The sequence below is a fragment of the Bradyrhizobium septentrionale genome (genome assembly GCF_011516645.4).
Lineage (GTDB): Bacteria > Pseudomonadota > Alphaproteobacteria > Rhizobiales > Xanthobacteraceae > Bradyrhizobium > Bradyrhizobium septentrionale.
The window spans coordinates 6,138,832-6,164,092 of sequence record NZ_CP088285.1; the positions used below are offsets into that span (position 1 = coordinate 6,138,832).

Below are 25,261 nucleotides of genomic sequence, written 5' to 3' on the forward strand. Positions count from 1 at the left end.
GCCCTATCGCGCATCCTGCAAAATCATCGCCGCGGCCTGCTCGGCGATCATCGCGGTCGGCGTGTTGGTGTTTCCCGAGGTTATGGTCGGCATCACGGAGGCATCCGCGATGCGCAGGCCGTGCAGGCCGTAGAAGCGCAGCCGCTCGTCGACGACGGCCATCGGATCGTTGGCCATTCCCATCTTCGCGGTGCCGACGGGGTGGAAGATCGTGGTGCCGATATCGCCGGCGGCCTTGGCGAGCGACGCGTCGTCGTCGCCGACCGCGGGGCCGGGCAGGAATTCCTCGGGGTGATATTTCGCCAGCGCCGTCTGCTTCATCAATTTGCGTGTGGTGCGGATCGCGTCGGCTGCGACCTGGCGGTCATCTTCGGTCGACAGATAGTTCGGCGCGATCGACGGCTTGTCGTCGGGCGCGGTCGATTTGATGCGCACGGTGCCGCGCGAGGTCGGCTGCAGATTGCAGGCGCTCACCGTGATCGCCGGGAAGCGGTGCAGCGGATCGCCGAACTTGTCGAGCGACAGCGGCTGCACGTGGAACTGGATGTTGGCGCGCGAGCGCGTCGCGTCCGAGCGGGTGAAGATGCCGAGCTGCGACGGCGCCATGGTCAGCGGCCCGCGGCGGCGGAACGCATAGTCGAGGCCCATCAGGCCGCGGCGGACCAGGTTGTAATAGGTCTCGTTCAACGTGCGCACGCCCGACACCTTGTAGATCGCGCGCTGCTGCAGATGGTCCTGCAGATTATGGCCGATGCCCTGCACGTCAGCCACGATGTCGACGCCGAGCGGCGACAGCCATTCGGCCGGGCCGATGCCGGAGCGTTGCAGCACCTGCGTGGTGCCGATCGAGCCGGCGCAAAGAATCACTTCGCCCTTGGCGCGCGCTTCCACGGTCTCATTGCCTTGCTCATTTCCCTGGCGGAACAGCACGCCGGCGGCGCGGCCGCTCTCGATGATCAGGCGGTCGACCAGCACGTTGGTCTCGAGCCGCAGATTGCTGCGGTTCAGCACCGGCTTGAGGAAGCCGCGTGCCGACGACCAGCGCCGGCCGCGCTTCTGGTTGACGTGGAAATAGCTGGTGCCCTCATTGTCGCCGGTGTTGAAATCGGGAATGCGCTTGATTCCCATCTCTTCCGCGGCATCGCCGACCGCGTCGAGGATCTGCCATGACAGCCGCGGCGCCTCGATGCGCCAGCCGCCGCCGACACCGTGATGCTCGCTTTCCCCGAGGAAGTGATCCTCCAGCCGCTTGAACGCCGGCAGCACGTCGCTGTAGCTCCACCCGGTGAGGCCGAGCTGCCGCCAATGATCGTAATCCGCGGCCTGGCCGCGCATCGAGATCATGGCGTTGATCGCCGAGGACCCGCCGATCACCTTGCCGCGCGGATAGGCGAGCGCGCGGCCGTTGAGGCCCGGCTCGGCCTCGGTCTTGAACATCCAGTCCGAGCGCGGATTGCCGATCGCGAAGAGATAGCCGACCGGGATGTGAAACCATATCCAGTTGTCCTTGCCACCGGCTTCCAGCAGCAGCACGCGCTTCTTCGGATCGGCCGACAGGCGGTTGGCCATGATGCAGCCCGCCGTGCCTGCGCCGACGATAATGTAATCGTAGTCACCCTCGAGCCTTCGCGGCATGTCCTCGTTCCCGGCAAGCGTCTATTGTTGGTCCCTATTAGTCAGACGCAGCCGGTCGAGACAAGCCCGGCGGAGGACGCGGGGCTTGCGCTGGATGATCAGGGACGGCTGGGTTCGGCGAGTGTGACCTCGGGGCCGGGCCGCGGCACACAGAGGATGAGGTTCAGCATACCGATCGCGAGCAGCGCGCCGACGAGCGCGAGCGGTGCGTAGATGCTCCGCCTTTTCAGCCGATTCGGACCTGGATGGCTTTTCACGCCCATGCCGAATGAATAGGCTTTCTTTATTGGCCGGCTACATTGCCCGGAAATATTCCGGCCGCGTCAAACGTTGCTCAACTTGCTGGAGGATTACTGTGGCTGACCCGGTCCGCACCCCTTTCTACCACGACGGAATGCGTGAGTTGCAGGACCGCTTCGACGGTCGTCGCGTCGCCGACGGCCTCGAGAAGCATCGCCTCCACTTCGAATTCTGGGAACAGGACCGCAAGCTCATCGAAGAGGCGCGGTTCTTTTTCATTGCGACGAGCTATCAGGATAACGTCGATTGTTCGATGCGTTCCGGCGATCCCGGCTTCGTGAAGATCACTGGGCCCGACACGCTTGAGTTCCCTGAGTACGACGGCAACAACATGTACCGCACGCTCGGCAATATCCACCGCAACCCGAACATCGGCTTGCTGTTTGTACGCCTCGACGGCAAGACGTTTCGTACGCGCGTCCGGGGCAAGGCAACGATCCACGACAGCGCTGAAGCGCTTGCCGGGCATCATGGCGCGAAGGTTGTCGTGCGCGTCACATGCGAAATCTTTCCAAATTGCCCGCGCTACGTTCCGGACCTGATGGGCGCTTCCGCGGATGTGCCGGCGAATCTGTTCGTTCCTCGGCCTGGGTACGAGCCACCTGCGCCGGAATGGAAAAGCCGGGATTACCTCAAAGACGTCCTATCGAAATACGATCCGCATCGGAAACGTGAATAGGGGAGTAACCCGCGATCAGGGCAGCGGCGCCATGTAGGGGATGCTGGCGACCAGTGCGAACACCTGGACCGCATTGCACAGCATGCCGCCCCAATGCAGCCGGCGCAGCCGCCGCACCGCGGTGGGATCACCTGAGTCCCGCGCGTTCGCCTCGGCATCGAGCCGCTGCAGAAACCAGCGGCGCGCCAGCACCGCAAACCCCGCGATCAACGCGATGCCAAGCGCGACGGCCGGCCGGCCAGCCGCAGCAAAGGCCAGTGTCCCGATCACACCCGAGACCGTGAGCACGAGGAAGTAGGCATTGAACATGCCGCGCAGCAGGCGGGTCACGGGTGGGACGTCGAGCTTCACAAGCAGGAACGCCGGCGCCGCCAGCAGGAAATAGCCCATCGGCACCAGCAGGATGATGGTGGAGAACAAGACCGCCTGATCCGGCGTCATGCAGCCGCCCCTTTTTTGAAGGCCTGAGGATTCTCGATGCGGAAACCTGAGGTAGTATCCGCGCGAGATTTCTCCGGCACTATTAGGCTTTGGTCGGATGCGATCGTATCAGGCCTGACGTCCGCGCAAAGTGCCGCGAGAAGCATTCTGCCTCCCGTTTGCGAATGCAGGCCCCAGCTGCAGGCATGCCACATCTGTTGGGTGGACCGGCTCTTGCATGCTAAACAGGCACAAGTCGTGCAACCTTCGAGGCCAGAATTCTCATGCCCATCGTCAACCGCGTCGCCGATCTGCAACCCGATATCCAGGCCTGGCGTCGCAACATCCATGAAAACCCCGAGCTGCTCTATGATGTACATCGCACTGCATCATTCGTGGCCGACCGTCTCAGGGAGTTCGGCTGCGACGAGGTCGCCACCGGCCTCGGCAAGACCGGCGTGGTCGGGGTCATCAAGGGCAAGAAGGGGCCGGCCAAGGGCGACGTCAAGGTGATCGGCTTGCGCGCCGACATGGACGCGCTGCCGATCCATGAACAGACCAACCTGCCTTACGCCTCGAAGACGCCGGGCAAGATGCACGCCTGCGGCCATGACGGCCACACCGCGATGCTGCTAGGCGCGGCGCGCTATCTCGCCGAGACGCGCAATTTCGCCGGCGATGCTGTGGTGATCTTCCAGCCGGCCGAGGAGGGCGGCGCGGGAGCCGCCGCGATGATCAAGGACGGCCTGATGGATCGCTTCGGGGTCGAGCAGGTCTACGGCATGCACAATGGCCCGGGGATTCCGATCGGCTCGTTCGCGATCCGCTCCGGCCCGATCATGGCCGCAACCAACGCGATCGACATCAAGATCGAGGGCCTTGGCGGACATGCCGCCCGGCCGCACAAATGCATCGATACCGTGCTGGTCGGTGCGCAGCTGATCACGGCGCTGCAGCAGATCGTCTCGCGCACCGTCGATCCGCTGGATTCCGCTGTCATCTCGATATGCGAATTCCACGCCGGCAACGCCCACAATGTGATCCCGCAGACTGCGGAATTGCGCGGCACCGTGCGCACGCTGACCAATGAGGTCCGCCAGCTCGTCGAGAAGCGCGTGCGTGAAGTCGTGGATGGCGTCGCCAAAATGACCGGCGCCAAAATCGATCTCAATTACGAGCGCGGCTATCCCGTCACCGTCAATCACGGGCCGCAGACCGAATTTGCCACCCGCGTCGCGCGCGAGGTCGCGGGCGAGGCCAATGTGCACGAGATGCCGCCGTTGATGGGCGCCGAAGATTTTTCCTACATGCTGGAGGCGCGGCCCGGCGCCTTCATCTTCTGCGGCAACGGCGACAGCGCCGGGCTGCATCACCCCGCCTACAATTTCAACGACGAGGCGATCGTCTATGGCACCTCGTATTTCGTGAAGATCGTGGAGAACGCGCTGGCGGCGTGATCCGGAAACTGCCGCCAGAAGCGACGCGCATGAGCCGAAGCGCACATGCGCGTCGTTCTAGTCCGACGGGAGCCGCGAGAATCGGAAATTGCAGTGGCTCGCGCCGCCAGCCAAGGTTTGGGTCCTCTGTAGGTGGATGCCTCGGGTTGCATAGGCGTCGAAGTCAAGCCCGCAAATGTTCGGCAAGATGTCTTTGTCGCCATGGCGAGCCGCGAATTTGCAGAAGCCGCAAGCCTTGTAGTCGATGCCGAATTCGAAGTTGTCACCCGGGCCCGGCTCGACGAAATCGTAGACGAAATCTTCCGGAAATACCTTCTGATGGCTTTTTGTAGCGCTTTGTGTCGCCTGCGCGCGCAGCAAAGCCCGATTCTCTGACGACATGAATTGACGCCCCGAGGCGAGACGTTCCGCTTCGGGCACCGTGAGCAATTGCGCCTTGTAGGTTTCTCGCTCGATTTCGCCGATCACCGACAGCGACACGCCGTGTCGCCGGAGCACGCGGCTGATCGCCATGAAGCCCATCAAACGCATGAAGAAATCGCTCATGCGACTTGCCGCGCCTCCGACATAGGGCATTTGGGTGAGCACGATTTCGAATTCGTCCATCACCTCCTGCCTGATCCCGGCAATTTCGGATAGATGCGCGCGCTCGCGCAACATCCCCTCCGCAAGGTCGAGGCGATGGCGCATGGCGGCCTCCATTGCACCGCGATGCGACTCGTAAAACGGATGGATGATCTCAGCCATTGGACATCCTCTCTCATCAAACCCTGGTGCGGCAGCCGCGCTTCACTCGGCAGCGATCGCTTCGATCTCCAGCAACCATTTGCTTTCGACGGTTTCGGCAATCATGACCGTCGATGCGGGTTCGTTTCCATCGAGCATCTTGCGGCGAATGGCGCGGTTGGGGGCCAGCTGGCTCTTGTCAGTCAGGAACGTGTTGATCTTGACCAAATGCTCGACGCCGAGGCCGGCGGAGGTGAGCACTTCGATGACATTGCGCCAGGACTGCTCGCATTGCGCATCGAACCCTTCGGGCACGCTGCCGTCGGAATTCTCCGGCACCTGGCCGCTGATGAACAGCAGCCGCCGATGCTGGCCAATTTCCAGCCCCATGCTGTAGCCGCTGGAGGGGGCGTGGACGGCAGCGGGATTATGACGGACGATATGAGCCATGTCAGATTTCCTCCTGTTCAACGAATTCCAGAGCCAGGCCATGCGACGCGGCGGGCGCGATCAGTAACGCATTGTCGATCAGCTGGAACGCGACGCCGTTATTCTTCAAGACCCGCCTGGTCGCATCCAGATCGGTGACCGCCAGGCGCGCCGCGCAAAAGCGTGGCGAGCCATCGGTGGCGACACCAGGTAGCCGGCGCGCGAGCTCGGGCGGACCGAGCACGGTGATCCGATTGCCCCTCTCACCGACCGTCAGTTGTCCGGGCGCGTGCCCGGCCGCACTCTCCGTCAGGCGTTCGAGGAACGCGCGATGTTGCTCAGGCTCCGGCGCCGAGATGACGACCTCGGTCACGCGCAGGGCGCCGTTGGAATGGTGCTGGTATTCCGCCTTCCAGAACAGTTCCGGCGGATGGCGTTGCTGGCAGGTGAAGAACGCGATTCCTGGCATCGCAGCATCGGTGGCAAAGGCCAGTGAGAATGCGACACGGGCAGTGCCGCCGCCCGGCAGCACCGCGTCGCGGCCGAAATCGAATGGTGCATAAGCGCCGATGCGCATCGCGCGGAAGCGTGCTGCGTCGGCGTGCGCGTCGGTGCTGTGCAAGGCCAGCATCGACATCCCTTCAGCGTTCCTGAGAAAATCCCGCTGATGTGCGGCAAAGTTGAAGTGGCCGCTCTCGGCCGGCGGTATCGCTGCGACATTGGTGACGGCCAGCAATTCCAGAAAATTATTGCCAAACATCGCCAGGCGGTTGCTGGTTCCGAAGGGATGGACACCGGTTGGCGTCAGGCTGAAGCCGAGCGTCTGCCAGTCCAGCGCGGCCTGCGCCAAATCGTGAACACAGATAACGAGATGATCGAGGCGGTGAGGCATGGGATCTCCGCAAATGCTGCAACCCAACCGTAGCTGCGGCCACCAAGCCGGCGCAAACCATGTTTCCTTCGGTCCAGCACAAGAAAATCTATTGCAAGGCCACGGCCCATCAATGTCAAACTGCCGCGCGATGACCTACGCCCTTCCACCACTCAACGCGCTCCGCGCATTCGAAGCCGCCGCGCGGCATCTCAGCTTCAAGCTGGCCGCGCATGAGTTGCATGTGACGCCCGCCGCCGTGGGGCAGCAGGTGAAAGCGCTGGAGGTGCGTCTCGGCGTGCGCCTGTTCGAGCGGCTGCATAAGCAGCTCATCCTGACGGCGGCCGGCCAGGCCTACCTGCCCGGGATATCCGATGGTTTCCGTCGCATTGCGGAAGCGACCTCGCAATTGAAACCGGCAGGTGCGGTGCTGCTGCAGTTGGGGGTCCATGGCAGCTTCGACCTGCGTCGCCTCGAATTGGCGGAGTTTCGCAGCGCGCATGCGGAAATCGGCTTGCGGGTGCTGCAGCCCGCCGGCTTGCACGAGTTGGTCGAGGGCAAGGTCGACCTGCTGATAGCCCGCGGTCTTGGCCACCATCCGGGCTATCGCTGCGACCGGCTCAATGAGGGATCCGGTTTGGGTGATTGGCTGATTGCGCCCGAAGGCACAGCGGACTGTCCCGAGGTCATCAGCTTCCGCGAATGGCTGCGCGCCCTGGCGGCCGAGAAGGCGCTCGCAAACCACCGTCGCCCTCGTCTGGTCGGCATCATCGGGAGTTGAGGCGACCGCGAGAGCGCGGTCGCAGCGCTACGCTGGCGCAGACGCGTTCGTCACGAATCCCACCGCACCGGCAACGACACCGGACCGCGGAACACCCAGCCGCGCACGACCGGCGGCGCCTCCTCGCGGAGGCGCAGGTTGCGCAGGCGTTCGAACAGCATCGGCGCCACGATCTTGCCGACGGTGAGCCGCGACACCCAGGTGCCGGCGCAGAAATGCGGTCCGGCGCCGAACGCCAGATGCGATTGCTTTGGCCGTGTCACGTCGAAACGATCGGGATCGGCGAAGCGGCTGCCGTCGCGGTTCGCGGCGCCGACGCAGAGGCCGATCTGAAGGCGCTCGGGCAGCGTGATGCCGGAGAGATCGACGCTGCGGGTGACGCGGCGCGGATACATGCCGATCGGCGAGATCCAGCGCACCGCCTCCTCGAGCGCGGACGGCCATAGCTCCGGCTTCTCCAGTACGCTGTCCTTCTGTGCCGGATTTTCCAGCAGGCCGAGCACAAGGGTCAGGATCGCGTCGCGCGGCTCGTTCAGTCCGCCGCCGATGATCACCTTGATGTTGGCGCGGATGCCCTCGATCGGCATCGGCGGGTTGGCATTGACCATCGAGGACAGGATCGAGGGATTGGGGTGGCTGCGGTGATCATCGAGCACCGCCTCAATTGCGGCATCGACGTCGGCGCTCGCCTGCATCGCCTTCCGCTCGACCTCGGCATCGGCGGCGTAATTGCCCGCGCCGTCGATCAGCGCCTGCGACCACTCGGCCAGGGTCTGCCACGGCATCGCGCGAAAGCCGATCATCGCCATCAGGCTGAGCGAGGCCATCGGCGCGGCAAGCGCGGCGAACAAATCGGCCTCGCCAGTCGCGGACAGATCATCGATCAGCTCTTGCGCGATCGCGGTGAATTTGGGCGCCCAATGCTCCTTGATGGTGGCAGGACGAAACGAGGGCTCGATCGCCTTGCGGCCGATCGCGTGCTCCGCGCCGTCCTTGCGCATGAAGGTCGGCCCCATCACTCTGTTGACCAGCGAGGCGGGATTGTCGGCCGAGTAGGTCGCGGGATCGCGCTCGATCCGCGTGATGTCGTCGAAGCGCGTCACCAGCGTCAGGCGGGCGGATTCGACGAAGACCGCCGGCGCCATCTCGCGCAGGCGGCGGAAGACCGGATAGGGGTCGTCGAGCAGGTCCTGATACGCGATGTCGGTGACGACAGGCACGGTGCTGGTCATTGATCCTCCCGGGAGCGTCTTTTCGCCAAAGCTAGCGCCGGGCGCGCAATCACTCAATTCGATGGGGCCAATCTGCTCCATCGAAATCCTGCATGACCTTGTGATAGGCTGGGCCGCCAGCAATGCGGGAGGTGCAGCGTGGCGGTCAATTCGATCGATCCGATCGACATCGGGACGTTGCGGACGCTGGTGCTGGTGTACGATTTGCAGTCGTTCTCCGCGGCAGCGAAGCGGCTCGACGTCAACCAGTCCACGATCAGCTATGCGATCGAGCGGCTGCGCGGCGCGCTCCATGACCCGCTGTTCGTCCGCAACGGCAACGGCGTGACCGCCACCGAGCGCTGTGCGGCGCTGGTCGGCTGGGCGCGGGACATGATCGGCGAGATCGACGGGCTCGCCGCGCCGGCAGAATTCGATCCGGCGACGGCCGAGGGCAGCGTGACGATCTCCTGCAACTACCACGAACGTCAGACCCTGATCCCGCGATTCACTGCGCGGCTGCGGGCCGGCGCGCCGCTGGTTCGTCTTGTCCTGCTCGACGCCGCCGGCCACGGCGACGTCCATCTCAAGCAGAACCAATGCGACATCGTGCTCGGTCCGGTCGGCATCGTCGGCGACAACTTCTTTAGACGCCACATCCTCACCGACCACTATGTCTGCGTGATGGATCCGGCCAATCCGCTGGCGCGCGGCCGGATCGCGCTGTCGGCCTATGCGAAGGCCGAGCATGTCTTCATCACCCACAGCGGCGAGTGGGAGCCGCTTTATCTCGAGGCGCTGAGGGTGAAGCAGATCGAGATCGAGCCGGTGGTCAGCCTCCCTAACCACGACAGCCTGGAGCGCATCATCGCGGGCACCAGGCTGGTCGCGACGATCCCGCATCATCTGGCGCGGGCGATGCGCGGCGGCCTGCATGTCGCTGCGCTGCCGTTCCGCGTGCCGATCTCGATCGACATGTACTGGAGCGCCAGGACGGCCAAATCCGGCCTGCACAAATGGGCGCGCGGCCTGCTCGCCGAGGAGGCCAGGGCATACGCCGCCTGAGCCGCAGACTTTGAAGACGGCCGTCGCGAAACGTCCTCCATCACGCAGCAAGGCCCGCGCTGGCGGCGCGGGCCTTGCGTATTTCTTGCGTGTCTTGCGAGAGCCGCCGCGGCTCTCGCGGGTCAGAACACCCGCGAGAAGATCACGTAGAGGCAGCCCGACAGCAGGATCGCGGCGGGGAGCGTCAGCACCCAGGCCATCACCATGTTTCTGATGGTGGCGACCTGGAGGCCGGAGCCGTTGGCCGCCATCGCGCCGGCGACGCCTGACGACAGCACGTGTGTGGTCGAGACCGGCAGGCCGAACATGTCGGCGGCGCCGATGGTGGCGGCGGCAACGAGTTCGGCCGATGCACCCTGTGCGTAGGTGAGATGGGTCTTGCCGATCTTCTCGCCGACCGTGACGACGATGCGCTTCCAGCCGATCATGGTGCCGAGGCCGAGCGCGATCGCGACCGCAACCTTCACCCAGGTTGGGATGAATTTGGTGGCGCTGTCGAGCGAGGCCTTGTAGGCGTTCAGGGTCGCGACCTCTTCCTTGCTGAGGTCGTTTTCCTTGTCCTTCATCAGGAAGCGGATCGCCTCCGAGGTCAGGTACATGTCGTTACGGGTGTTGCCGACGACTTCCGCCGGCACCTTGTTCAGCGAACCGTACTTCTGCACCTGGTCGCCGACGTCCTTCACCAGCACCGACAGCGAGGGATAGGTGCCTTCGCTGATGTGGTGCGACGAGACGTATTGGGTCACCGCCGGGCGGGGATCGCCGATGATGCTGTGGCCGGCGCCCTTGGCCGCGACCACCTTGGAGGCTGCCTCCGAGGTCTTCTGGAACTGGGCCACCTGGCTCTCCGGCAGCGCGCGGTTCAGCGCGTAGGCGGTCGGCACGGTGCCGATCAGGATCAGCATGATCAGGCCCATGCCCTTCTGGCCGTCGTTCGAGCCGTGGGCGAAGCTGACGCCGGTGCAGGTCAGGATCAGCAGGCCGCGGATCCAGAGCGGCGGCGCCTTGTTGCCTTCCGGCGCGGCGTAGAGCGCCGGGTTCCTGACGATCACCTTCAGCAGCAGCAGCAGCCCGGCGGCGCAGATAAAGCCGACCAGCGGCGACAGCAGAAGCGCGTAGCCGATCTCGGTGGCCTTGCCCCAGTCCACGCCCGAGGTGCCGTCACGGCCGCGCAACAGCGCGTTGGCGACGCCGACGCCGATGATTGAGCCGATCAGCGTGTGCGAGGAGGAGGCGGGCAGGCCGAAATACCAGGTGCCGAGATTCCACAGGATCGCGGCGATCAACAGCGCGAACACCATGGCAAAGCCGGCGCTGGAGCCAACCTGCAGGATCAATTCCACCGGCAGCAGCGAGACGATGCCGAACGCCACCGCGCCCGTCGAGGTCAAGACGCCGAGGAAGTTGAACAGGCCGGACCACATCACCGCAGCTTCCGCCGGCAGCGAGTGGGTGTAGATCACGGTGGCCACCGCGTTGGCGGTGTCGTGGAAGCCGTTCACGAACTCGAAGCCGAGCGCGATCAACAGCGCGACCAGCAGCAGCATGTAGGGCAGGTAGGAGGTGACCTTGGTGCCGGTGGCGTCAACGTCCGAATAGATGCTGTAGGCAACGTACAAAAGTCCCGCGGCAAGGATGCCGAAGAAGATGATCATCGTGAGCGGGTTAAAGCCCTTGTCGAGATTGGGCCGCGACGCCGGCTGTATCGGCGCTCCATCGGCCAGCGATGAATTGAGTGTAATATCGGTCATTCTGACGCCCCTCGTAGTTTGAGGCCCATTTTTGACTGATGGAGTTGAAGGTTAGATGACAAGCTCAACGTTGTTTTGCGCAGCGCAAGCAGGTGCTTGAATCCGCGCCATGCTTCATGCGCAGAATCTTCGTGCTTCTCCTTGAAATCGTTCGAACAGTCCCGCGAATACGGACACGACGGGACTGGCGCGGGTGGTGGATATCGCACGATCATTCGTGCGCATCGTCGGTCCAGGACGGCTGTTTCGGGAGTGAGGATGAGGTGGCGCGCCGCACGATCGGGGCTAGCAAATCGCGCAGCGCGCCCGCCTCAGGGTACGTCATGGCGTGAACATGACGCCCGATGCCCGTAGACACGTGAGGCTATCACGGATCAATTCAAGGTTGTAGGGATTTATCAGCGTTTTGAACAATTTCACGTTGAAGTGTGATCCTGCAGTTCCCCCGGAACTCAAGCCGCGTGGGCTGAATTGCGCAGCTGACCTGCCGCGATTTTCAGATCGTCGATAAAGCGCTGATATTCCAGCGCCTTGGCTTTCTCGTCGGGCAGCCGCAACAGATAGGACGGGTGCACGGTGACCAGCACCCTGGTTCCGTCATGGTCGATCAGACGGCCGCGGTTCCTGTTGATCGGCGTGATCTTGCCGAGCACGCTCTGCGCGGCCGTGGCGCCGAGCACCACCACGAGCTCCGGCTTGATGGCGGCGAGCTCGCGCTCATACCACTGCCGGCAGGCGCGGATCTCCGGCGTGCCCGGCTTCTGGTGCAGGCGGATCTTGCCGCGCGGCACGAACTTGAAGTGTTTCACCGCATTGGTGATGTAGACCTTGGCGCGCGCGATGCCGGCTTCCTCGAGCGCGCGATCGAGCATCTGCCCGGCGGGACCGACGAAGGGATGGCCGGCGAGATCTTCCTTGTCGCCGGGCTGTTCGCCCACCAGCATCAGCGTCGCGCCTTGCGGCCCTTCGCCGAACACGGTTTGCGTCGCGTCCTTCCACAGCGGGCAGGCGCGGCAAGCGGCGGCCTCGTCGCGCAAGGCCGCGATCGCGTCACGAGTGTGCTTGTCGTGAGTTTGCTTGTCCTGGGTATGCATGTCGCGAGCTTGCTTGCGGGGCATCGGCGTATCCTGCCGCTGCTGCGGCTCGGCGGCCTTGCGTGCGATGAAGGGGCCGCTGGTCATGCGCATGGCGTCTTCGATCAGAGGTTTAATGATCGAGTCCTCGGGCAGGTTCCTCCAATAGGCTTGCGGCATCTCCATCACTTTCAGCCGCGCCGGATTGAAGCGGCCGTTGTCATGACGCCGCCAGGCCTCCTCGAGCCGGTCCTCGCTCGGCACCTCGGATTTGGCAACGCCCGGCGTGATCGAGATCGCGTGCCCGTCCCAATGTGCGCAGGCGTCGGGGGTCAGGATCGACCACGGCATGTCGGCGAAGCGGCCGGCGAAGAACGGCGCGGCATGCTCGACGATGCGATGCTCCGGCTCGAACCAGGCGACGTAATGTGCCTTCTGCTCGCGGCCGATCTCGCGGAAGCGCAGATGCGCGTGCATCCTGTCGATATCGCGATAGACCGCGCGCGCCATCGCGTGGGCCTCGGCGACGTCAGGATCATCGGTCGCGCTGAGCAGATCGTGATGGCTGCGCAGTCGCCACAGCAGGCGATAGAGCAGGGCGAAGCGCTCGTCATTGCGATGCAGGATCGCGGTCCTTGCCAGCTCGATGAATTTGGCTGTGACGTTGAACTGCGCCTGCGGCGTATCAGGCAATTCATTCACGCAGGATGCCGACAACAGTTCGTCGTCGCTACGTACCGTCCAGGTGACATCCGACGGCTTCACATCATTCAGCGCCAATCGCCGCGCGGCCTTGCGCCAGCCTTCGAAATCGGTGTCGTTGTCGAGCACGATGATACGCATGCGATTGCTCCGTTTCCCGTCACGCCGCCAGTTTCCGGGCTGTCGCGCCTGACGCCGCGGGCGAACCGGCGGCGTCCAGTTCGGCCGCTCCTGAATCCCATTGATTCCGCTCATGAATCACGGAGCTCACCAATCCGATTGACTCTGCCGGCCCTGTTAGCTTTATATTAGAACATATCATGAACAACTGAGCCTGTCCCTGGTTCTCTGTTCGGATCAGTGACGGCCTCAAATTTTGGACGGGAAGGAGCGGCGCATATGAACGGCGCACGCACGGGTACGCTTGCGTCTCTGCGCGGCAGCATCGCGCGCATCGAGGCGCCATCGGAGGCGGCGATGCCGAACTGCATTGCGCTCGGTCACACCAGCGCGGACGCGATGCTGCGCGGCGGGCTTGCGGCGGCCGCGCTGCACGAGGTGTTCGCGGCCGGCCATCAAAGCGGAGCGGCGACCGGTTTCATCGCGGGGCTTGCCGGACGGCTCTCAGCGCGCAAGCCGCTGGTCTGGGTGCGGCAGGATTTTTCCGATCGCGAAAACGGCGCGCTGTCGATGCGCGGGCTCGCCGAGCTCGGCCTCGATCCGCGCCTGCTGGTCACGGTGCGCGCCGCCGATGTCGACAGCGCTCTGCGCACCGCGGCCGACGCGCTCGCTTGCGATGCGCTCGGCGCCGTCGTGCTCGAGGTCTGGGGCCATGCGCGCCAGCTCGATCTCGTCGCCAGCCGCAAATTGACCCTGGCCGCGCAAGCCTCCGGCGTTACCGCGCTGGTGCTGCGGATCGCGGCGACGGCGATCCCCTCGACCGCGGAGACGCGCTGGATCGTGCGCGCGGCGCATTCGCCGCCCGGCAATGCCGCAAGCGCCTGGGGCGCGCCGCGCTTCGACGCCGAACTCGTGCGCAATCGTCATGGCCCGGTCGGGCGATGGATCATGGAATGGAAGTGTGATGAGTGCCAATTCAGTGAACCGTCGGCGTATCCTCAGCCTGTGGCTGCCACGCCTGCCCATCGACCGCATCAAGCGCAAGCTCGCGCAGGACATCGCCTCGCAAGCTGATGCTCGGGACCACGTCTCGCAGAACGACACACGGGCGGTGGTAGGGCTCTCTCCCCCCTTGTGGGGGAGAGTTGGAGAGGGGGGTAGCCACGAGCACCGCCCGTGGGGCTCACCCCCCTCCCTAGCCCTCCCCCGCAAGGGGGGAGGGAACCGATCCGCTGATGCGTCCCTCACGAATGGGTTAGGCAGCAACGCGCCCAGCGTCGTCGTCGCAAAAGACCACAACGCGATCCTGCTGCAAGCGATCGACGACGCGGCGGTGCGGGCTGGGCTGTCGATCGGGCTGCCGCTCGCCAATGCGCGGGCGATCTGTCCGGAGCTCACGGTCTACGACGCCGATCCCGCCGCCGATCTGAAGACGCTGAACGACATCGCCGACTGGTGCGACCGCTTCACGCCGCTGGTCGCGCTCGATCCGCCTTACGGGCTGTTCCTCGACATCACCGGCTGCGCGCATCTGTTCGGCGGCGAGCGCACGCTGCTGCAGATCGTGACCAATGCGCTGAGCCGGCGCGGCTTTGCTGTCAGCGCCGCCATTGCCGGCACCTCGATCGCGGCGCGCACGCTGACGCGTTATACTTCCGGGCAGATCGTCGCCAGCGGCGCGGAAGCAGAGGCGGTCGGCCCGCTGCCGGTGTCGGCGCTCGGCGCCGATGGTGCTGTGACCACCGGCCTGCGCCGCGCCGGCTTGAAGACCATCGGCGATGTCGCCTCGCGCGCGCCGCACGAGATTTCTGCGCGGTTCGGCGCAGCCTTCACGACCTTGCTCGGTCACGCGCTCGGGCAGGGCGATGCCCCGATCAGCCCGCGCAAGCCGCTGCCCGATTACATCGTCGAGAAGCGTTTCCCCGAGCCGGTCGTGACCGACACCGTGATCGCGCTGACGTTACAAAGCCTCGCCAAGATGCTGGTGACGGCGATGGACAAGCAGGGCAAGGGCGCCCGGCAGCTGGAGGCGAGCTTCTTCCGCACCGACGGCGCGGTGCGTGCGATCATGGTCGAGACCGGGCGGCCGGTGACGCGGCCCGAGATGATCGACCGCCTGTTCTGCGAGCGGCTCGATGCGCTCAATGATCCCCTCGATCCCGGCTTCGGCTTCGATCTCATCCGCCTTGCCGCAGGGCGTACCGAGATCGTGGTGCAGCAGCAGCGCGATCTCGATACCACCGTGCACGACAATGACGAGGTCTCGGCGCTGATCGACCGCATCGCCGCCCGCATCGGCGGAAAACGCGTCGTCGTGCATCTGCCGCTGGAGAGCCACATCCCCGAACGATCCGCGCTCGCGCTGCCGGCGCAGCATCATTTGGCCGCGGCCAGCGCCGCCGCCTGGCCGGAACGCGCCGTCGGCGAGCCGCCGCTGCGGCCCTTAAGACTATTCGAGCGGCCCGAACCCATCAAGGTGCCGTTCGCGAGTGTGCCCGACGGTCCGCCGCATCAATTCACTTGGCGGCGCGCGCAGCACGACGTGGTGCGGGTCGAAGGCCCCGAGCGCATCGCGATGGAATGGTGGAAGCAGGACGGCATGTCGCTGACGCGCGATTACTTCCGCGTCGAGGACGCCGAAGGCCAGCGCTTCTGGATCTTCCGCGACGGTCTCTACGAGAGTGAGCTGCGGGACGACAAGGGCAAGCCGCTGCCCGCCACCTGGTATGTGCACGGGCTGTTCGCATGAATACGCCAACGCCTGATTATGCCGAGATCGGCATCACCAGCAATTTCTCCTTCCTGCGCGGCGGCTCCGATCCGCGCGCCTATGTGCATCAGGCGAGTGAACTCGGGATTCCCGTGATCGGGCTTGCCGATCACAACACGCTGGCCGGCGTGGTGCGCGCCTGGAAGGAGCTCAACAGCGAGAAGGTCGCCCATCCGCCAAAACTTTTGATCGGCGCCCGCATCGTCTTCATCGACGGCACGCCCGACATCCTGGTCTATCCGCGCGACCGCGCCGCCTACGGCCGGCTGTGCCAGTTGCTGACCCGCGGCAAGCGCGGCGGCGGCATCGAGCGCATCGAGAAGGGGGATTGCCGGCTCGCTCTGTCCGATCTGCTCGACTTTGCAGAGGGCCAGCTTCTGGTGCTGGCGCTGCCGCATCGTTTCGACGCGGCTGACGCGCTCGATCTGCTCGCGCAACTCAAGGCAAGCGCCGCCGATGGCGTCTGGCTCGCCGCAAGCCTGCTCTATCGCGGTGACGACAGGCGCCGCCTGGCGCGGCTGCATGGTCTCGCCACTGATGCCGGTGTGTCGCTGCTCGCCACCAACGAGGTGCTCTATCATCATCCCGCGCGCCGTCCGTTGCAGGACGTGCTGACCTGCATCCGCGAAAAGACCACGATCGAGGCTGTTGGCCGCAGGCTCGAGGCCAATGCCGAGCGGCATCTCAAGCCGGCGCATGAGATGATCAGGCTGTTCCGCGATCTCCCTGATGCGATCGCGGAAACCATGCGCTTCGCTGCACGCATCTCCTTCGCGCTCGACCAGCTCAAATATCAATATCCCGACGAGCCGGTGCCGCCGGGCAAGACCGCGCAGCAGCATCTGGAGGACCTCACCTGGGCCGGCGTCGACAAATATTTCGGCGGCGAGATCGACGAAAAACTTCGCACCACCCTGAACAAGGAGCTCGCGCTGATCGCCGAGCTGAAATACGCGCATTACTTCCTCACCGTGCATGACATCGTGCACTATGCGCGCAGCCAGAACATCCTGTGCCAGGGGCGGGGGTCGGCGGCGAATTCGGCGGTCTGTTATGTGCTCGGCGTCACCTCGGTCGATCCGACCAAGGTCGATCTGCTGTTCGAGCGCTTCATCTCCAAGGAGCGGCTGGAGCCGCCCGACATCGACGTCGATTTCGAGCATTCGCGGCGCGAGGAGGTGATGCAATATGTCTACCGCCGCTACGGACGGCATCGCGCGGCGATCATCGCCACCATCATCCATTATCGTCCGCGCAGCGCGATCCGCGACGTCGGCAAGGCGCTCGGGCTGACCGAGGACGTCACCGCGGCGCTCGCCGACACCGTGTGGGGCAGCTGGGGCAAGGGCCTCAACGACATGCAGGTGCGCCAGGCCGGGCTCGATCCCAAGAATGCGATGATCAACCTCGCGGTCGAGCTCGCCACCGAGCTGATCGAGTTTCCGCGCCATCTCTCGCAGCATGTCGGCGGCTATGTGCTGACCCAGGACCGGCTCGACACCTATGTGCCGATCGGCAACGCCGCGATGGACGACCGCACCTTCATCGAGTGGGACAAGGACGACGTCGACGCGCTTCACATGATGAAGGTCGACGTGCTGGCGCTGGGCATGCTGACCTGCATCCGCAAATGCTTCGACCTGATCGCCGACCACAAGGGCGAACACTGGGAGCTCGCTTCGGTCCCGCAGGACGAAAAGGAAGTCTACGACATGCTGTGCCGCGGCGAGTCGCTCGGCGTGTTCCAGGTCGAGAGCCGCGCCCAGATGAACATGCTGCCGCGGTTGAGGCCGCGCACCTTCTACGATCTCGTCATCGAGGTCGCGATCGTCCGCCCCGGTCCGATCCAGGGCGACATGGTGCATCCCTATCTCAGGCGGCGGAACGGCCAGGAAAAGGTCAGCTATCCATCGCCGTCGCCGGACAAGGGCGACAAGGACGAACTCTACAATGTGCTGCACAAGACGCTCGGCGTGCCGCTATTCCAGGAGCAGGCGATGCGGATCGCGATCGAGGCGGCCCATTTCACCTCGGAGGAGGCCAACGGCCTGCGCCGCTCGATGGCGACCTTCCGCAACCTCGGCACCATCGGCAGCTATGAGGAGAAGCTGGTCGGCAACATGGTGGCGCGCGGCTACGATCCAGACTTCGCCCGCAGCTGCTTCGACCAGATCAAGGGTTTTGGCAGTTACGGCTTCCCGGAAAGCCATGCCGCGAGCTTTGCCCAGTTGGTCTACATCTCCTCATGGCTAAAGCACCATCATCCCGATGCGTTCTGCTGCGGCCTGCTCAACTCGCAGCCGATGGGCTTCTATGCCCCGGCGCAGATCGTCGGCGACGCCCGCAACAACGGCGTCACGGTGCGCGAGGTCGATGTCTCCCATAGCTTTGCGCAGAACACGCTGGAGGAGCGCGACGGGGAGCATTGCGCGGTACGGCTGGGCTTCCGCCAGATCGACGGGTTTCATTGGCTCGATGAGGATGAGGAGAGGTTGAAGGCCCAGCAGGCGCTGCGGAGTGCGCGAAGCGTAAACGTGTATGAGTCAGGGAAGCACGAATGGATGGGCTCTCTCCCCCCTTGTGGGGGAGAGTTGGAGAGAGGGGTAAGCCACGACCACCGCCCGTGCGGCTTACCCCTCTCCCTAACCTCGAGAGCGAGCTTCGCTCGCCTCGGACCCCACAAGGGGGGAGGGAACCCGCCCACCTCCCGCGCGGCCTTGGACGGGGAGAAAGACTGGGCCGACCGCATCGTCGCCGCGCGCAACCGCCGGCCCTTCACCTCGCTGGAAGATTTTGCCCGCGACACCGCTCTGCCCAAGCGCGCGCTGATCCTGCTCGCGGATGCCGATGCGTTCCGCTCGCTCGGGCTCGACCGCCGCGAGGCGCTGTGGGCGGTGCGGCGGCTACCCGACGACGTGCCGCTGCCGCTGTTCGAGGCCGCCACCGCGCGCGAGCAGCCGGATGAAGGCGCAAAACCGCTGCCGGAGATGCCGCGCCCCGAGCAGGTGGTCGCCGACTATCAGACCATCCGCCTGTCGCTGAAGGGCCATCCGATGGAATTTTTGCGCGAGATGTTCACCAGGGAGCGCGTGGTCGCCTGCCACACCATCAACCAAAGCAACGACCGCCGCCGCGTCAGCTGCGCCGGCGTCGTGCTGGTGCGGCAGCGGCCGGGCAGCGCCAAGGGCGTCGTGTTCATGACGCTGGAGGACGAGAGTGGCATCGCCAACATCGTGGTGTGGCCGAAGGTGATGGAGCAATATCGGAAAGAAGTAATGGGCGCGCGCCTGATCCTGGTCGAGGGCTACATCCAGAGCAGCCCGGAGGGCGTCACGCATCTGGTGGCGCAGCGCATGACCGACCGCTCCCACGATCTGATCGGCCTCGCCAACGAATCCCTCAGTCGCAAGCATCCGGTGCCGGCAGGCCCGGCGCTGATCGAGCCGCTCAACGACGACCGTCGCGACCACGGCGATAACTCGCCGCAAAAGATCCGCCACCCCCGCAACGTCCGCATCCTGCCGCCGTCACGCGATTTTCATTGAGGGTCGAGCTACGGCGACGCTCTCTCACCGTCACTCTGAGGAGGCCGCGGAGCGGCCGTCTCGAAGGGTCGACGGCCCCGACTTTCTCCGCGCGGTTGTAGGTGGGCCGCGCATCCTTCGAGACCCGCGCGATGCGCGCTCCTCAGGATGACGGGGCGACCATGAATGTCGTGTTCCCCTAAAAATTCACCCGGTTCGAGATCGCGCCGTCGACGACGAGGTTCGAGCCTGTTGTGAACGAGGAGATCGGGCTCGCCAGGAACACCGCTGCGCTCGCGATCTCCTGCGGCGTCGCCATGCGGCCGGTCGGATTGCGGGCCAGTGCGTCCTGGTACATCTTGGGCGCGTTCTGCTCGACCATGTTCCAGACGCCGCCCTTGAAATACACGGTGCCCGGCGACACCACGTTGACCCGGACTTTCTTCGCCGCGTATTGCCGCGCCAGTCCCTTCGCCATATGCACCAGTGCCGCCTTGATCGGGCCGTAGGAGCCGGCGCGATCGGCTTGCGCGGCCGAGATCGACGAGATGATGACGAAGGCAGCATCGCCGGTCTTTTCGCCGCTCGCCTCGAGGAATGGACGCGCCGCCTCGAAGGCGTTCACCGCGCCGAGCACGTCGAGCCGGAAATTCTGCTCCCACGATGCCGGATCGCCGCCTTGCGCCATGGCGCCGGCATTGGAGAACAGCATGTCGATGCTGCCCAGCTCCGTCGCGACGTCAGTGATCCACGATTTCAGCGCGGCGCCGTCGGTGATATCGACGGCCTCGCCGGTGGCGCGCACGCCCGCAGCCTTCAACTCGGCCACGCCGGCCGCAACCTGCTCGGCATTGCGGGCGCAGACCGCCACGCCCGCGCCTTCGCCGGCCAGCGTCGCCGCGATCGCCCGCCCGATGCCGCGCGTGCCGCCGAGCACGACGGCGTTTCGTCCCTTCAAACCCAGATCCATTTGCATGTCCCTTGCTGATGCGCGCGGACTGTAACGTCCATCGCAGCACCGCGCGACCTCGATATTCCCTCGCGCCATGCGATTTTCATTGTACCCAGGCGAATATCGCGGTGCACCCAATCCGATCTCGCCTTGTGCGCCGCGGATCAATTGCTATCGTCCCGCCGCCCGGACGATCGATCCGGGGTCTGCAACAACAACCATTCGGGAGCACTCCATGCGTTATTTCACTGCGCTCATCGGCGCGGCATGCGTCGCGTTCGCTACCGCCACCGGCGCGTTTGCCCAAGTGGCGCCCAATCCCGACAATCCGAACGACGTCGTCGCCGATGCGCTCGCGCCGCCGCCCTATGGCGAGCCGATCAATCTGGAGACCGCCAAGAAGGTCGCCTCCGCGGCCGTAGCCGAGACGCAAAAGCGACACTGGAATGCGTTCTGCATCGCGGTCGTCAATCCGGCCGGCGAGCTGGTCTATTTCGAGAAGCAAGACAACTGCCAATATGCCTCGATCGGTGTCTCGCAGCACAAGGCGCGCACCACGACGCGCTATCGCCGGCCCACGCTGGCGTTCGAAAACCTGATGGGCAAGGGAGCATACTTCTCCTATCTCGCGACGCTCGACGACGTGGTCGCCTCGCGCGGCGGCAATCTTCTGATCGTCGGCGGCAAGGTCGTCGGCGCCATCGGCGTCAGCGGCGGTTCGGGCTCGCAGGACAATGTGATCTCGCTCGCCGGCCAGGCCGCGCTGGAGTGAGCTAACGGCGTGATGCTTCTGCCGGAGCTTCGGTCCGGCAGAAGTACTTCTGACGAGGACGATTCTACGAGCCGTGAATCCCGGCGTTTGATTTTTTGTTCGGCTTTTCAGAATTTAACTTGACGTGTGACCCAACTCAGATGTTCAATGCGTCCGTCTCACCCGATCGAGGGGCGCTTCGCGGTCGTCACGAACGTGGGTCGAGATGCGGTGGACGCGGAATGCGCAACTGACGAGTGCGCATGAGGCGGACGGTGAAGTCGTGTGGTCCTGACGCCCTAGTGGCCGGTGTCCCCCGCAGAACGCGCAAGCGTTCTTGCGAAGGCGGTGACAAACAAGCCCAGTCTCGCCGGGGAGAGCACGAAGTAAGCCGTAAAACCATCGCGCAGGGAAAGCCGGATTGCTCCGGTTACACCTGTGGTCCTACCTCCCGTGCTTTTTGTTGCACGGGACCCATGGGTGCAATCGGCACCCGGCTTTCCCTGCACCCTCTGATCGCAAGAGGGCACGACAAAACGCAACGCTCGGACGATCATGTCGCGAGAGTGCTGAGGTGTGCCTTACACGAGAATGCTGACGTGGAGCTTACAAGTGCCCCCCAAATTCGGTGTCGTCCCGGGCAAGCGAAGCGCGACCCGGGACCCATAACCACAAGCGTCAATTGTCTTGAGACGCTGCCGCCACAGCTTGCTCAACGACGAACGCTTGTGGTTATGGGTCCCTGCTTTCGCAGGGACGACGCCGAGAGTAGGGTATCGCGTGCTTCAACCAGCTACACTACTCCACCGCCGCACCGACCGGCGGTCCGCCCGGTGGCCGATGCAGGAACGTGATCGATGCATAGGCGCCGACCCACGAGCCAAGTGCGGCGAAGGCGACATAGACCCAGTTTTCGGTGTAACTGATCACCGCATAGGAGGAGAGCAGATACCAGATGCTGCTCCAGGTCGCCGCCGGCACGCGCTTGCGCGCCACGACTGCCGAGGTGAACATGACATAGACCGCGTCGGTGGCCGCGGTTGCGATGAAGACCGCGCCGGCGGTGAGGGGATCGATGGCAGCCATTGCAACTCCTGCAGAGCTAAGTATGACGGTCGGGTTCGAGCACCGCCTTATTGTCATCATGCGCAGGCATAGAATAATCGCAAAGAGGAATGCGCATGCAGGGCATCCGTGAAATCCTCGCCGATATCTGGACCGGCGCCGGCGGCGCGCCGTCCGCGCTCGACGCGGTCCGGCTGACCGGCAGCGAGCCGCAGCTGCCGTCGTCGTTCCGGGTCGCAGCCGCGGCGCAGGCGCCGATCGCCGCGGCCGGGCTTGCCGCGGCCGAGATCTGGAAGGCGCGCAGCGGCGAGCGGCAGGAGGTCGCGGTCGACATGCGCCACGCCGTCGTCGAATGCCGCAGCGAGCGCTATCTGCGCGTCGACGACAAGCCGCCGCCACCGGCCTGGGACAAGATCGCCGGCGTCTATCGCGTTAGAGACGGACGCTTCGTCCGCCTCCACACCAATTTCCCGCATCATCGCGACGCCGTCTGCAAGGTGCTGGGCTGCAACGCCGAGCGTGACGACGTCCAGGCCGCGCTGATGCAGTGGGATGGCGAGGCGTTCGAGACCGCGGCCTATGCCGCCGGCGGCGTCGTCGCCCTGATGCGCTCGCACGACGAATGGTCGGCGACCCCGCATGCCAAAGAACTCGCAAAACTGCCGCTGATCTCGATCGAGAAGATCGGCGAGGCCGCGCCAAAGCCGTGGCCCGCCGGCGACCGGCCACTGGCCGGCATCCGTGTGCTCGATCTGTCGCGCGTGATCGCAGGCCCCGTTGCCGGCCGCACGCTCGCCGCGCATGGCGCCGACGTGCTGCTGATTTCCGGCCCCGATCTGCCGGCGATCCCCTGGCTCACCATCGACACCGGTCGCGGCAAGCTCACGGGCTTCGTCGAGTTGAAGAGCGAGGAGGGGCGGCGGGTGATGCGCGGACTGGTGGCGCAGGCCGATATTCTCTCCCAGGGCTATCGTCCGCAGGCGATCGCGCGCCTCGGCTTCTCGCCGGAGGACGCCGCGCGCATCAACCCCGGGATCGTCTATGTGACGCTCTCGGCCTATGGCCATGCCGGACCGTGGGCCGAACGCCGCGGCTTCGATTCGCTGGTGCAGACCACGACCGGCTTCAATCATGCCGAGGGACAGGCGGCCGGCATCGAGGGCCCGAAAGAATTGCCGGCCCAGATGCTCGATCACGCCACCGGATATTTGATGGCGTTCGGCGCCATGATGGCCAGGGCACGCCAGGCGCGCGAGGGCGGCAGCTGGCACGTTCGGGTGTCGCTGGCGCAGACCGGGCGCTGGCTGTGGAATCTCGGCCGGCTCGAAGCGGGCCTTGCGACCGCGGACCTCAAGGCGGATGCGGTGCAGCCCTTCATAGAGCAGGTTTCGTCCGGCTTTGGCACGCTGAGTTCGGTCCGGCACGCGGCCGTCCTGTCGAGGACCCCGGCCCGTTGGTCCCGTCCGGCGATGCCGCTCGGCAGCCATACTCCGGAGTTTCCAGCCCCGGAGTTTCCCGGATGAGACATTCAGCAGTCGTTCAGGGTATCCAAACTTTAACGACAGGCACCGCCGAAGTGCGATTTTTTGGTTGTTTGAAACGCCAATTCGGCACTATTAGCGCACCGCTGGGGCTGTCCCGCCGGACGCTGCAACGATCGACCCCGCGGACCGCATGCTGAAAGAGTTTACCAAGAGAATGCAGAGCTTTAGCCGCCCGCGCCTGCTCGTGGCCGCTGCGGTGCTGGCGGCCGCATGCGCGGGCGCCTACGGCTATACGCGTTTCGGCTCGGACAAGCAGACATCGTCGGAAGTCTCCAGCCAGTCCCGCAAGGGGGGGACACGTTATTCGCCGTCGCCGGCCGAGTGGGCCAGCCTGACCTTCCAGAACGTGACCGAGCACACCTTCCGCTCCGAACTGGTGACCGAGGGCAAGATCGGGATCGATGAGGACCGCTCCACCCCGGTCTACTCGCCCTACACCGGGCGCGTCACCCGCCTGCTGGTGCGGCCGGGCGATTCTGTGGTGAAGGGGCAGCCGCTGTTCGTGATCGAGGCGGCCGACACCGTGCAGGCGCAGAACGATTACGTCGCGGCGATGACCGGCCTCAACAAGGCACAGTCGGCGCTCGACCTCGCGCAGATCCAGGAGAAGCGCGCCAAGGACCTGTCCGAGGGCAAGGCGATCCCGCTGAAAGACTATCAGCAGGCGCAGACGGCGCTGGTGCAGGCGCAGAACGATGCGCGCTCGGCGCAGACGCTGCTGGAAGCGGCGCAGAACAAGCTGCACATCCTCGGCTTCGGCGACGATGCTATCGTGACGCTGCAGCAGAAGGGCCGCCTCAATCCGGAGACGACGGTGTTCGCGCCGATCGGCGGCACCGTGGTCCAGCGCAAGGCCGGCCCCGGCCAGTATGTCTCGACCGGCGCCAGCGACCCGGTCTACGTGATCGGCGATCTCTCGACGGTCTGGCTGATCGCCTTTGTCCGCGAATCCGACGCCGACAGCGTTGCGGTCGGGCAGGATCTCTCCTTCAGCGTGATGGCGCTGCCGGGCAAGGTGCTGACCGCCCGCGTCAACTATGTCGCTGCCGCAATCGACGCGACCTCGCGCCGGCTCCTGGTCCGCGCCACCATCGACAACGCCGACAATCGGCTGAAGCCCGAGATGTTCGCCAATGTGACGCTCTTTTCCAAGGGTGACCATCCGGCGGTCGGCGTGCCGAAGCAGGCGCTGATCTACGAGGGCGACCAGGTGCGGGTCTGGGTCGCGAGAGCCGACGACAAGACGATCGAGCTGCGCCAGATCAAGCCCGGGCTCATCAATGGTGACCTCGTCGAGGTGGCCGGCAATCTCAAGCCGGGCGAGCAGATCGTGACGAAGGGAAGCCTCTTCATCGACCGCGCCGCGTCCGGCACGTAAGAGCATGATCCGGAAAAGTGGAAACCGGTTTTCCCTCGCGACAAACGCGGAACGCGT

General features: G+C 64.9%; 20 protein-coding genes. 10 read left to right on the top strand and 10 right to left on the bottom strand.

The window, feature by feature from the left end:
• Positions 1–3 precede the first annotated feature (3 nt).
• Positions 4–1,635: a GMC family oxidoreductase gene (locus HAP48_RS30990; protein ID WP_166203718.1), complete on the bottom strand. Its 1,632-nt coding sequence runs from the start codon at positions 1,633–1,635 to the stop codon at positions 4–6.
• 355 nt (positions 1,636–1,990) lie between these two features.
• On the opposite strand from HAP48_RS30990, the gene HAP48_RS30995 reads away from it, so the two are divergent.
• The gene (locus HAP48_RS30995) at positions 1,991–2,614 is read left to right on the top strand and encodes a pyridoxamine 5'-phosphate oxidase family protein (protein WP_166203719.1); all 624 of its coding nucleotides are present in this window, start codon (positions 1,991–1,993) and stop codon (positions 2,612–2,614) included.
• A 15-nt stretch (positions 2,615–2,629) separates the two neighbouring features.
• Here the strand turns inward: HAP48_RS30995 and HAP48_RS31000 are convergent, their stop codons facing one another.
• Positions 2,630–3,055, bottom strand: a complete 426-nt coding sequence (locus HAP48_RS31000) for a hypothetical protein (RefSeq protein ID WP_166203720.1) — start codon at positions 3,053–3,055, stop codon at positions 2,630–2,632.
• A gap of 263 nt (positions 3,056–3,318) precedes the next feature.
• Between HAP48_RS31000 and HAP48_RS31005 the strand changes: the two genes are divergently transcribed.
• On the top strand, positions 3,319–4,491 hold the full coding sequence (locus tag HAP48_RS31005) for a M20 aminoacylase family protein (RefSeq protein WP_166203721.1): 1,173 nt from the start codon (positions 3,319–3,321) through the stop codon (positions 4,489–4,491).
• A 57-nt stretch (positions 4,492–4,548) separates the two neighbouring features.
• Here HAP48_RS31005 and HAP48_RS31010 read toward each other — a convergent pair whose 3' ends face one another.
• Genes HAP48_RS31010 through HAP48_RS31020 form a run of 3 tightly spaced genes read right to left on the bottom strand, consistent with a single transcriptional unit; the run spans position 4,549 to position 6,538 of the window.
• Positions 4,549–5,238 carry an L-2-amino-thiazoline-4-carboxylic acid hydrolase gene (locus tag HAP48_RS31010; RefSeq protein ID WP_166203722.1) on the bottom strand — a complete coding sequence of 230 codons (690 nt, stop codon included), beginning with the start codon at positions 5,236–5,238 and terminating at the stop codon, positions 4,549–4,551.
• A gap of 42 nt (positions 5,239–5,280) precedes the next feature.
• Positions 5,281–5,709 carry a RidA family protein gene (locus tag HAP48_RS31015; RefSeq protein ID WP_224496685.1) on the bottom strand — a complete coding sequence of 143 codons (429 nt, stop codon included), beginning with the start codon at positions 5,707–5,709 and terminating at the stop codon, positions 5,281–5,283.
• Complete coding sequence (locus HAP48_RS31020; RefSeq protein WP_166203723.1) at positions 5,669–6,538, bottom strand: VOC family protein; 870 nt, start codon at positions 6,536–6,538, stop codon at positions 5,669–5,671. The genes HAP48_RS31015 and HAP48_RS31020 overlap by 41 nt, the downstream gene beginning before the upstream one ends.
• A gap of 130 nt (positions 6,539–6,668) precedes the next feature.
• Between HAP48_RS31020 and HAP48_RS31025 the strand changes: the two genes are divergently transcribed.
• Positions 6,669–7,298, top strand: a complete 630-nt coding sequence (locus tag HAP48_RS31025) for a LysR family transcriptional regulator (protein WP_166215309.1) — start codon at positions 6,669–6,671, stop codon at positions 7,296–7,298.
• 50 nt (positions 7,299–7,348) lie between these two features.
• On the opposite strand, the gene HAP48_RS31030 is transcribed toward HAP48_RS31025, so the two are convergent.
• Positions 7,349–8,530, bottom strand: coding sequence for a cytochrome P450 (locus tag HAP48_RS31030; protein WP_166203724.1), 1,182 nt, complete (start codon positions 8,528–8,530; stop codon positions 7,349–7,351).
• Between the two features lie 138 nt (positions 8,531–8,668).
• Between HAP48_RS31030 and HAP48_RS31035 the strand changes: the two genes are divergently transcribed.
• Entirely contained in the window at positions 8,669–9,574 is a 906-nt protein-coding gene (locus tag HAP48_RS31035; RefSeq protein ID WP_166203725.1) for a LysR family transcriptional regulator, read from the top strand.
• Between the two features lie 122 nt (positions 9,575–9,696).
• Here the strand turns inward: HAP48_RS31035 and HAP48_RS31040 are convergent, their stop codons facing one another.
• Both HAP48_RS31040 and HAP48_RS31045 read right to left on the bottom strand, forming a co-directional pair.
• On the bottom strand, positions 9,697–11,325 hold the full coding sequence (locus tag HAP48_RS31040) for an inorganic phosphate transporter (protein WP_166203726.1): 1,629 nt from the start codon (positions 11,323–11,325) through the stop codon (positions 9,697–9,699).
• A gap of 452 nt (positions 11,326–11,777) precedes the next feature.
• Positions 11,778–13,241, bottom strand: coding sequence for a UdgX family uracil-DNA binding protein (locus HAP48_RS31045; RefSeq protein ID WP_166203727.1), 1,464 nt, complete (start codon positions 13,239–13,241; stop codon positions 11,778–11,780).
• 258 nt (positions 13,242–13,499) lie between these two features.
• Here HAP48_RS31045 and HAP48_RS31050 point away from each other — a divergent pair, with 258 nt between their 5' ends.
• The 3 genes from HAP48_RS31050 to HAP48_RS31060 are packed head-to-tail and all read left to right on the top strand — an operon-like array spanning position 13,500 to position 19,535.
• Complete coding sequence (locus HAP48_RS31050; protein ID WP_166203728.1) at positions 13,500–14,294, top strand: ImuA family protein; 795 nt, start codon at positions 13,500–13,502, stop codon at positions 14,292–14,294.
• Positions 14,185–15,969, top strand: coding sequence for a Y-family DNA polymerase (locus tag HAP48_RS31055; protein ID WP_275948991.1), 1,785 nt, complete (start codon positions 14,185–14,187; stop codon positions 15,967–15,969). The genes HAP48_RS31050 and HAP48_RS31055 overlap by 110 nt, the downstream gene beginning before the upstream one ends.
• The gene (locus HAP48_RS31060; RefSeq protein ID WP_166203729.1) at positions 15,966–19,535 is read left to right on the top strand and encodes an error-prone DNA polymerase; all 3,570 of its coding nucleotides are present in this window, start codon (positions 15,966–15,968) and stop codon (positions 19,533–19,535) included. Before HAP48_RS31055 ends, HAP48_RS31060 begins: the two co-directional genes overlap by 4 nt.
• 178 nt (positions 19,536–19,713) lie before the next feature.
• On the opposite strand, the gene HAP48_RS31065 is transcribed toward HAP48_RS31060, so the two are convergent.
• A complete protein-coding gene (locus HAP48_RS31065; RefSeq protein WP_166203730.1) occupies positions 19,714–20,484 on the bottom strand; it encodes an SDR family NAD(P)-dependent oxidoreductase in 771 nt (256 codons plus the stop codon).
• A 217-nt stretch (positions 20,485–20,701) separates the two neighbouring features.
• Between HAP48_RS31065 and HAP48_RS31070 the strand changes: the two genes are divergently transcribed.
• Entirely contained in the window at positions 20,702–21,238 is a 537-nt protein-coding gene (locus tag HAP48_RS31070) for a GlcG/HbpS family heme-binding protein (RefSeq protein ID WP_166203731.1), read from the top strand.
• A gap of 777 nt (positions 21,239–22,015) precedes the next feature.
• Here HAP48_RS31070 and HAP48_RS31075 read toward each other — a convergent pair.
• Positions 22,016–22,303, bottom strand: coding sequence for a hypothetical protein (locus HAP48_RS31075; protein ID WP_166203732.1), 288 nt, complete (start codon positions 22,301–22,303; stop codon positions 22,016–22,018).
• 95 nt (positions 22,304–22,398) lie between these two features.
• Here HAP48_RS31075 and HAP48_RS31080 point away from each other — a divergent pair, with 95 nt between their 5' ends.
• Both HAP48_RS31080 and HAP48_RS31085 read left to right on the top strand, forming a co-directional pair.
• Positions 22,399–23,805 (top strand): CoA transferase, encoded by a 1,407-nt coding sequence (locus tag HAP48_RS31080; protein ID WP_166203733.1) that lies wholly within the window; start codon positions 22,399–22,401, stop codon positions 23,803–23,805.
• A gap of 151 nt (positions 23,806–23,956) precedes the next feature.
• Positions 23,957–25,204: an efflux RND transporter periplasmic adaptor subunit gene (locus tag HAP48_RS31085; protein WP_166203734.1), complete on the top strand. Its 1,248-nt coding sequence runs from the start codon at positions 23,957–23,959 to the stop codon at positions 25,202–25,204.
• Positions 25,205–25,261: the final 57 nt, after the last annotated feature.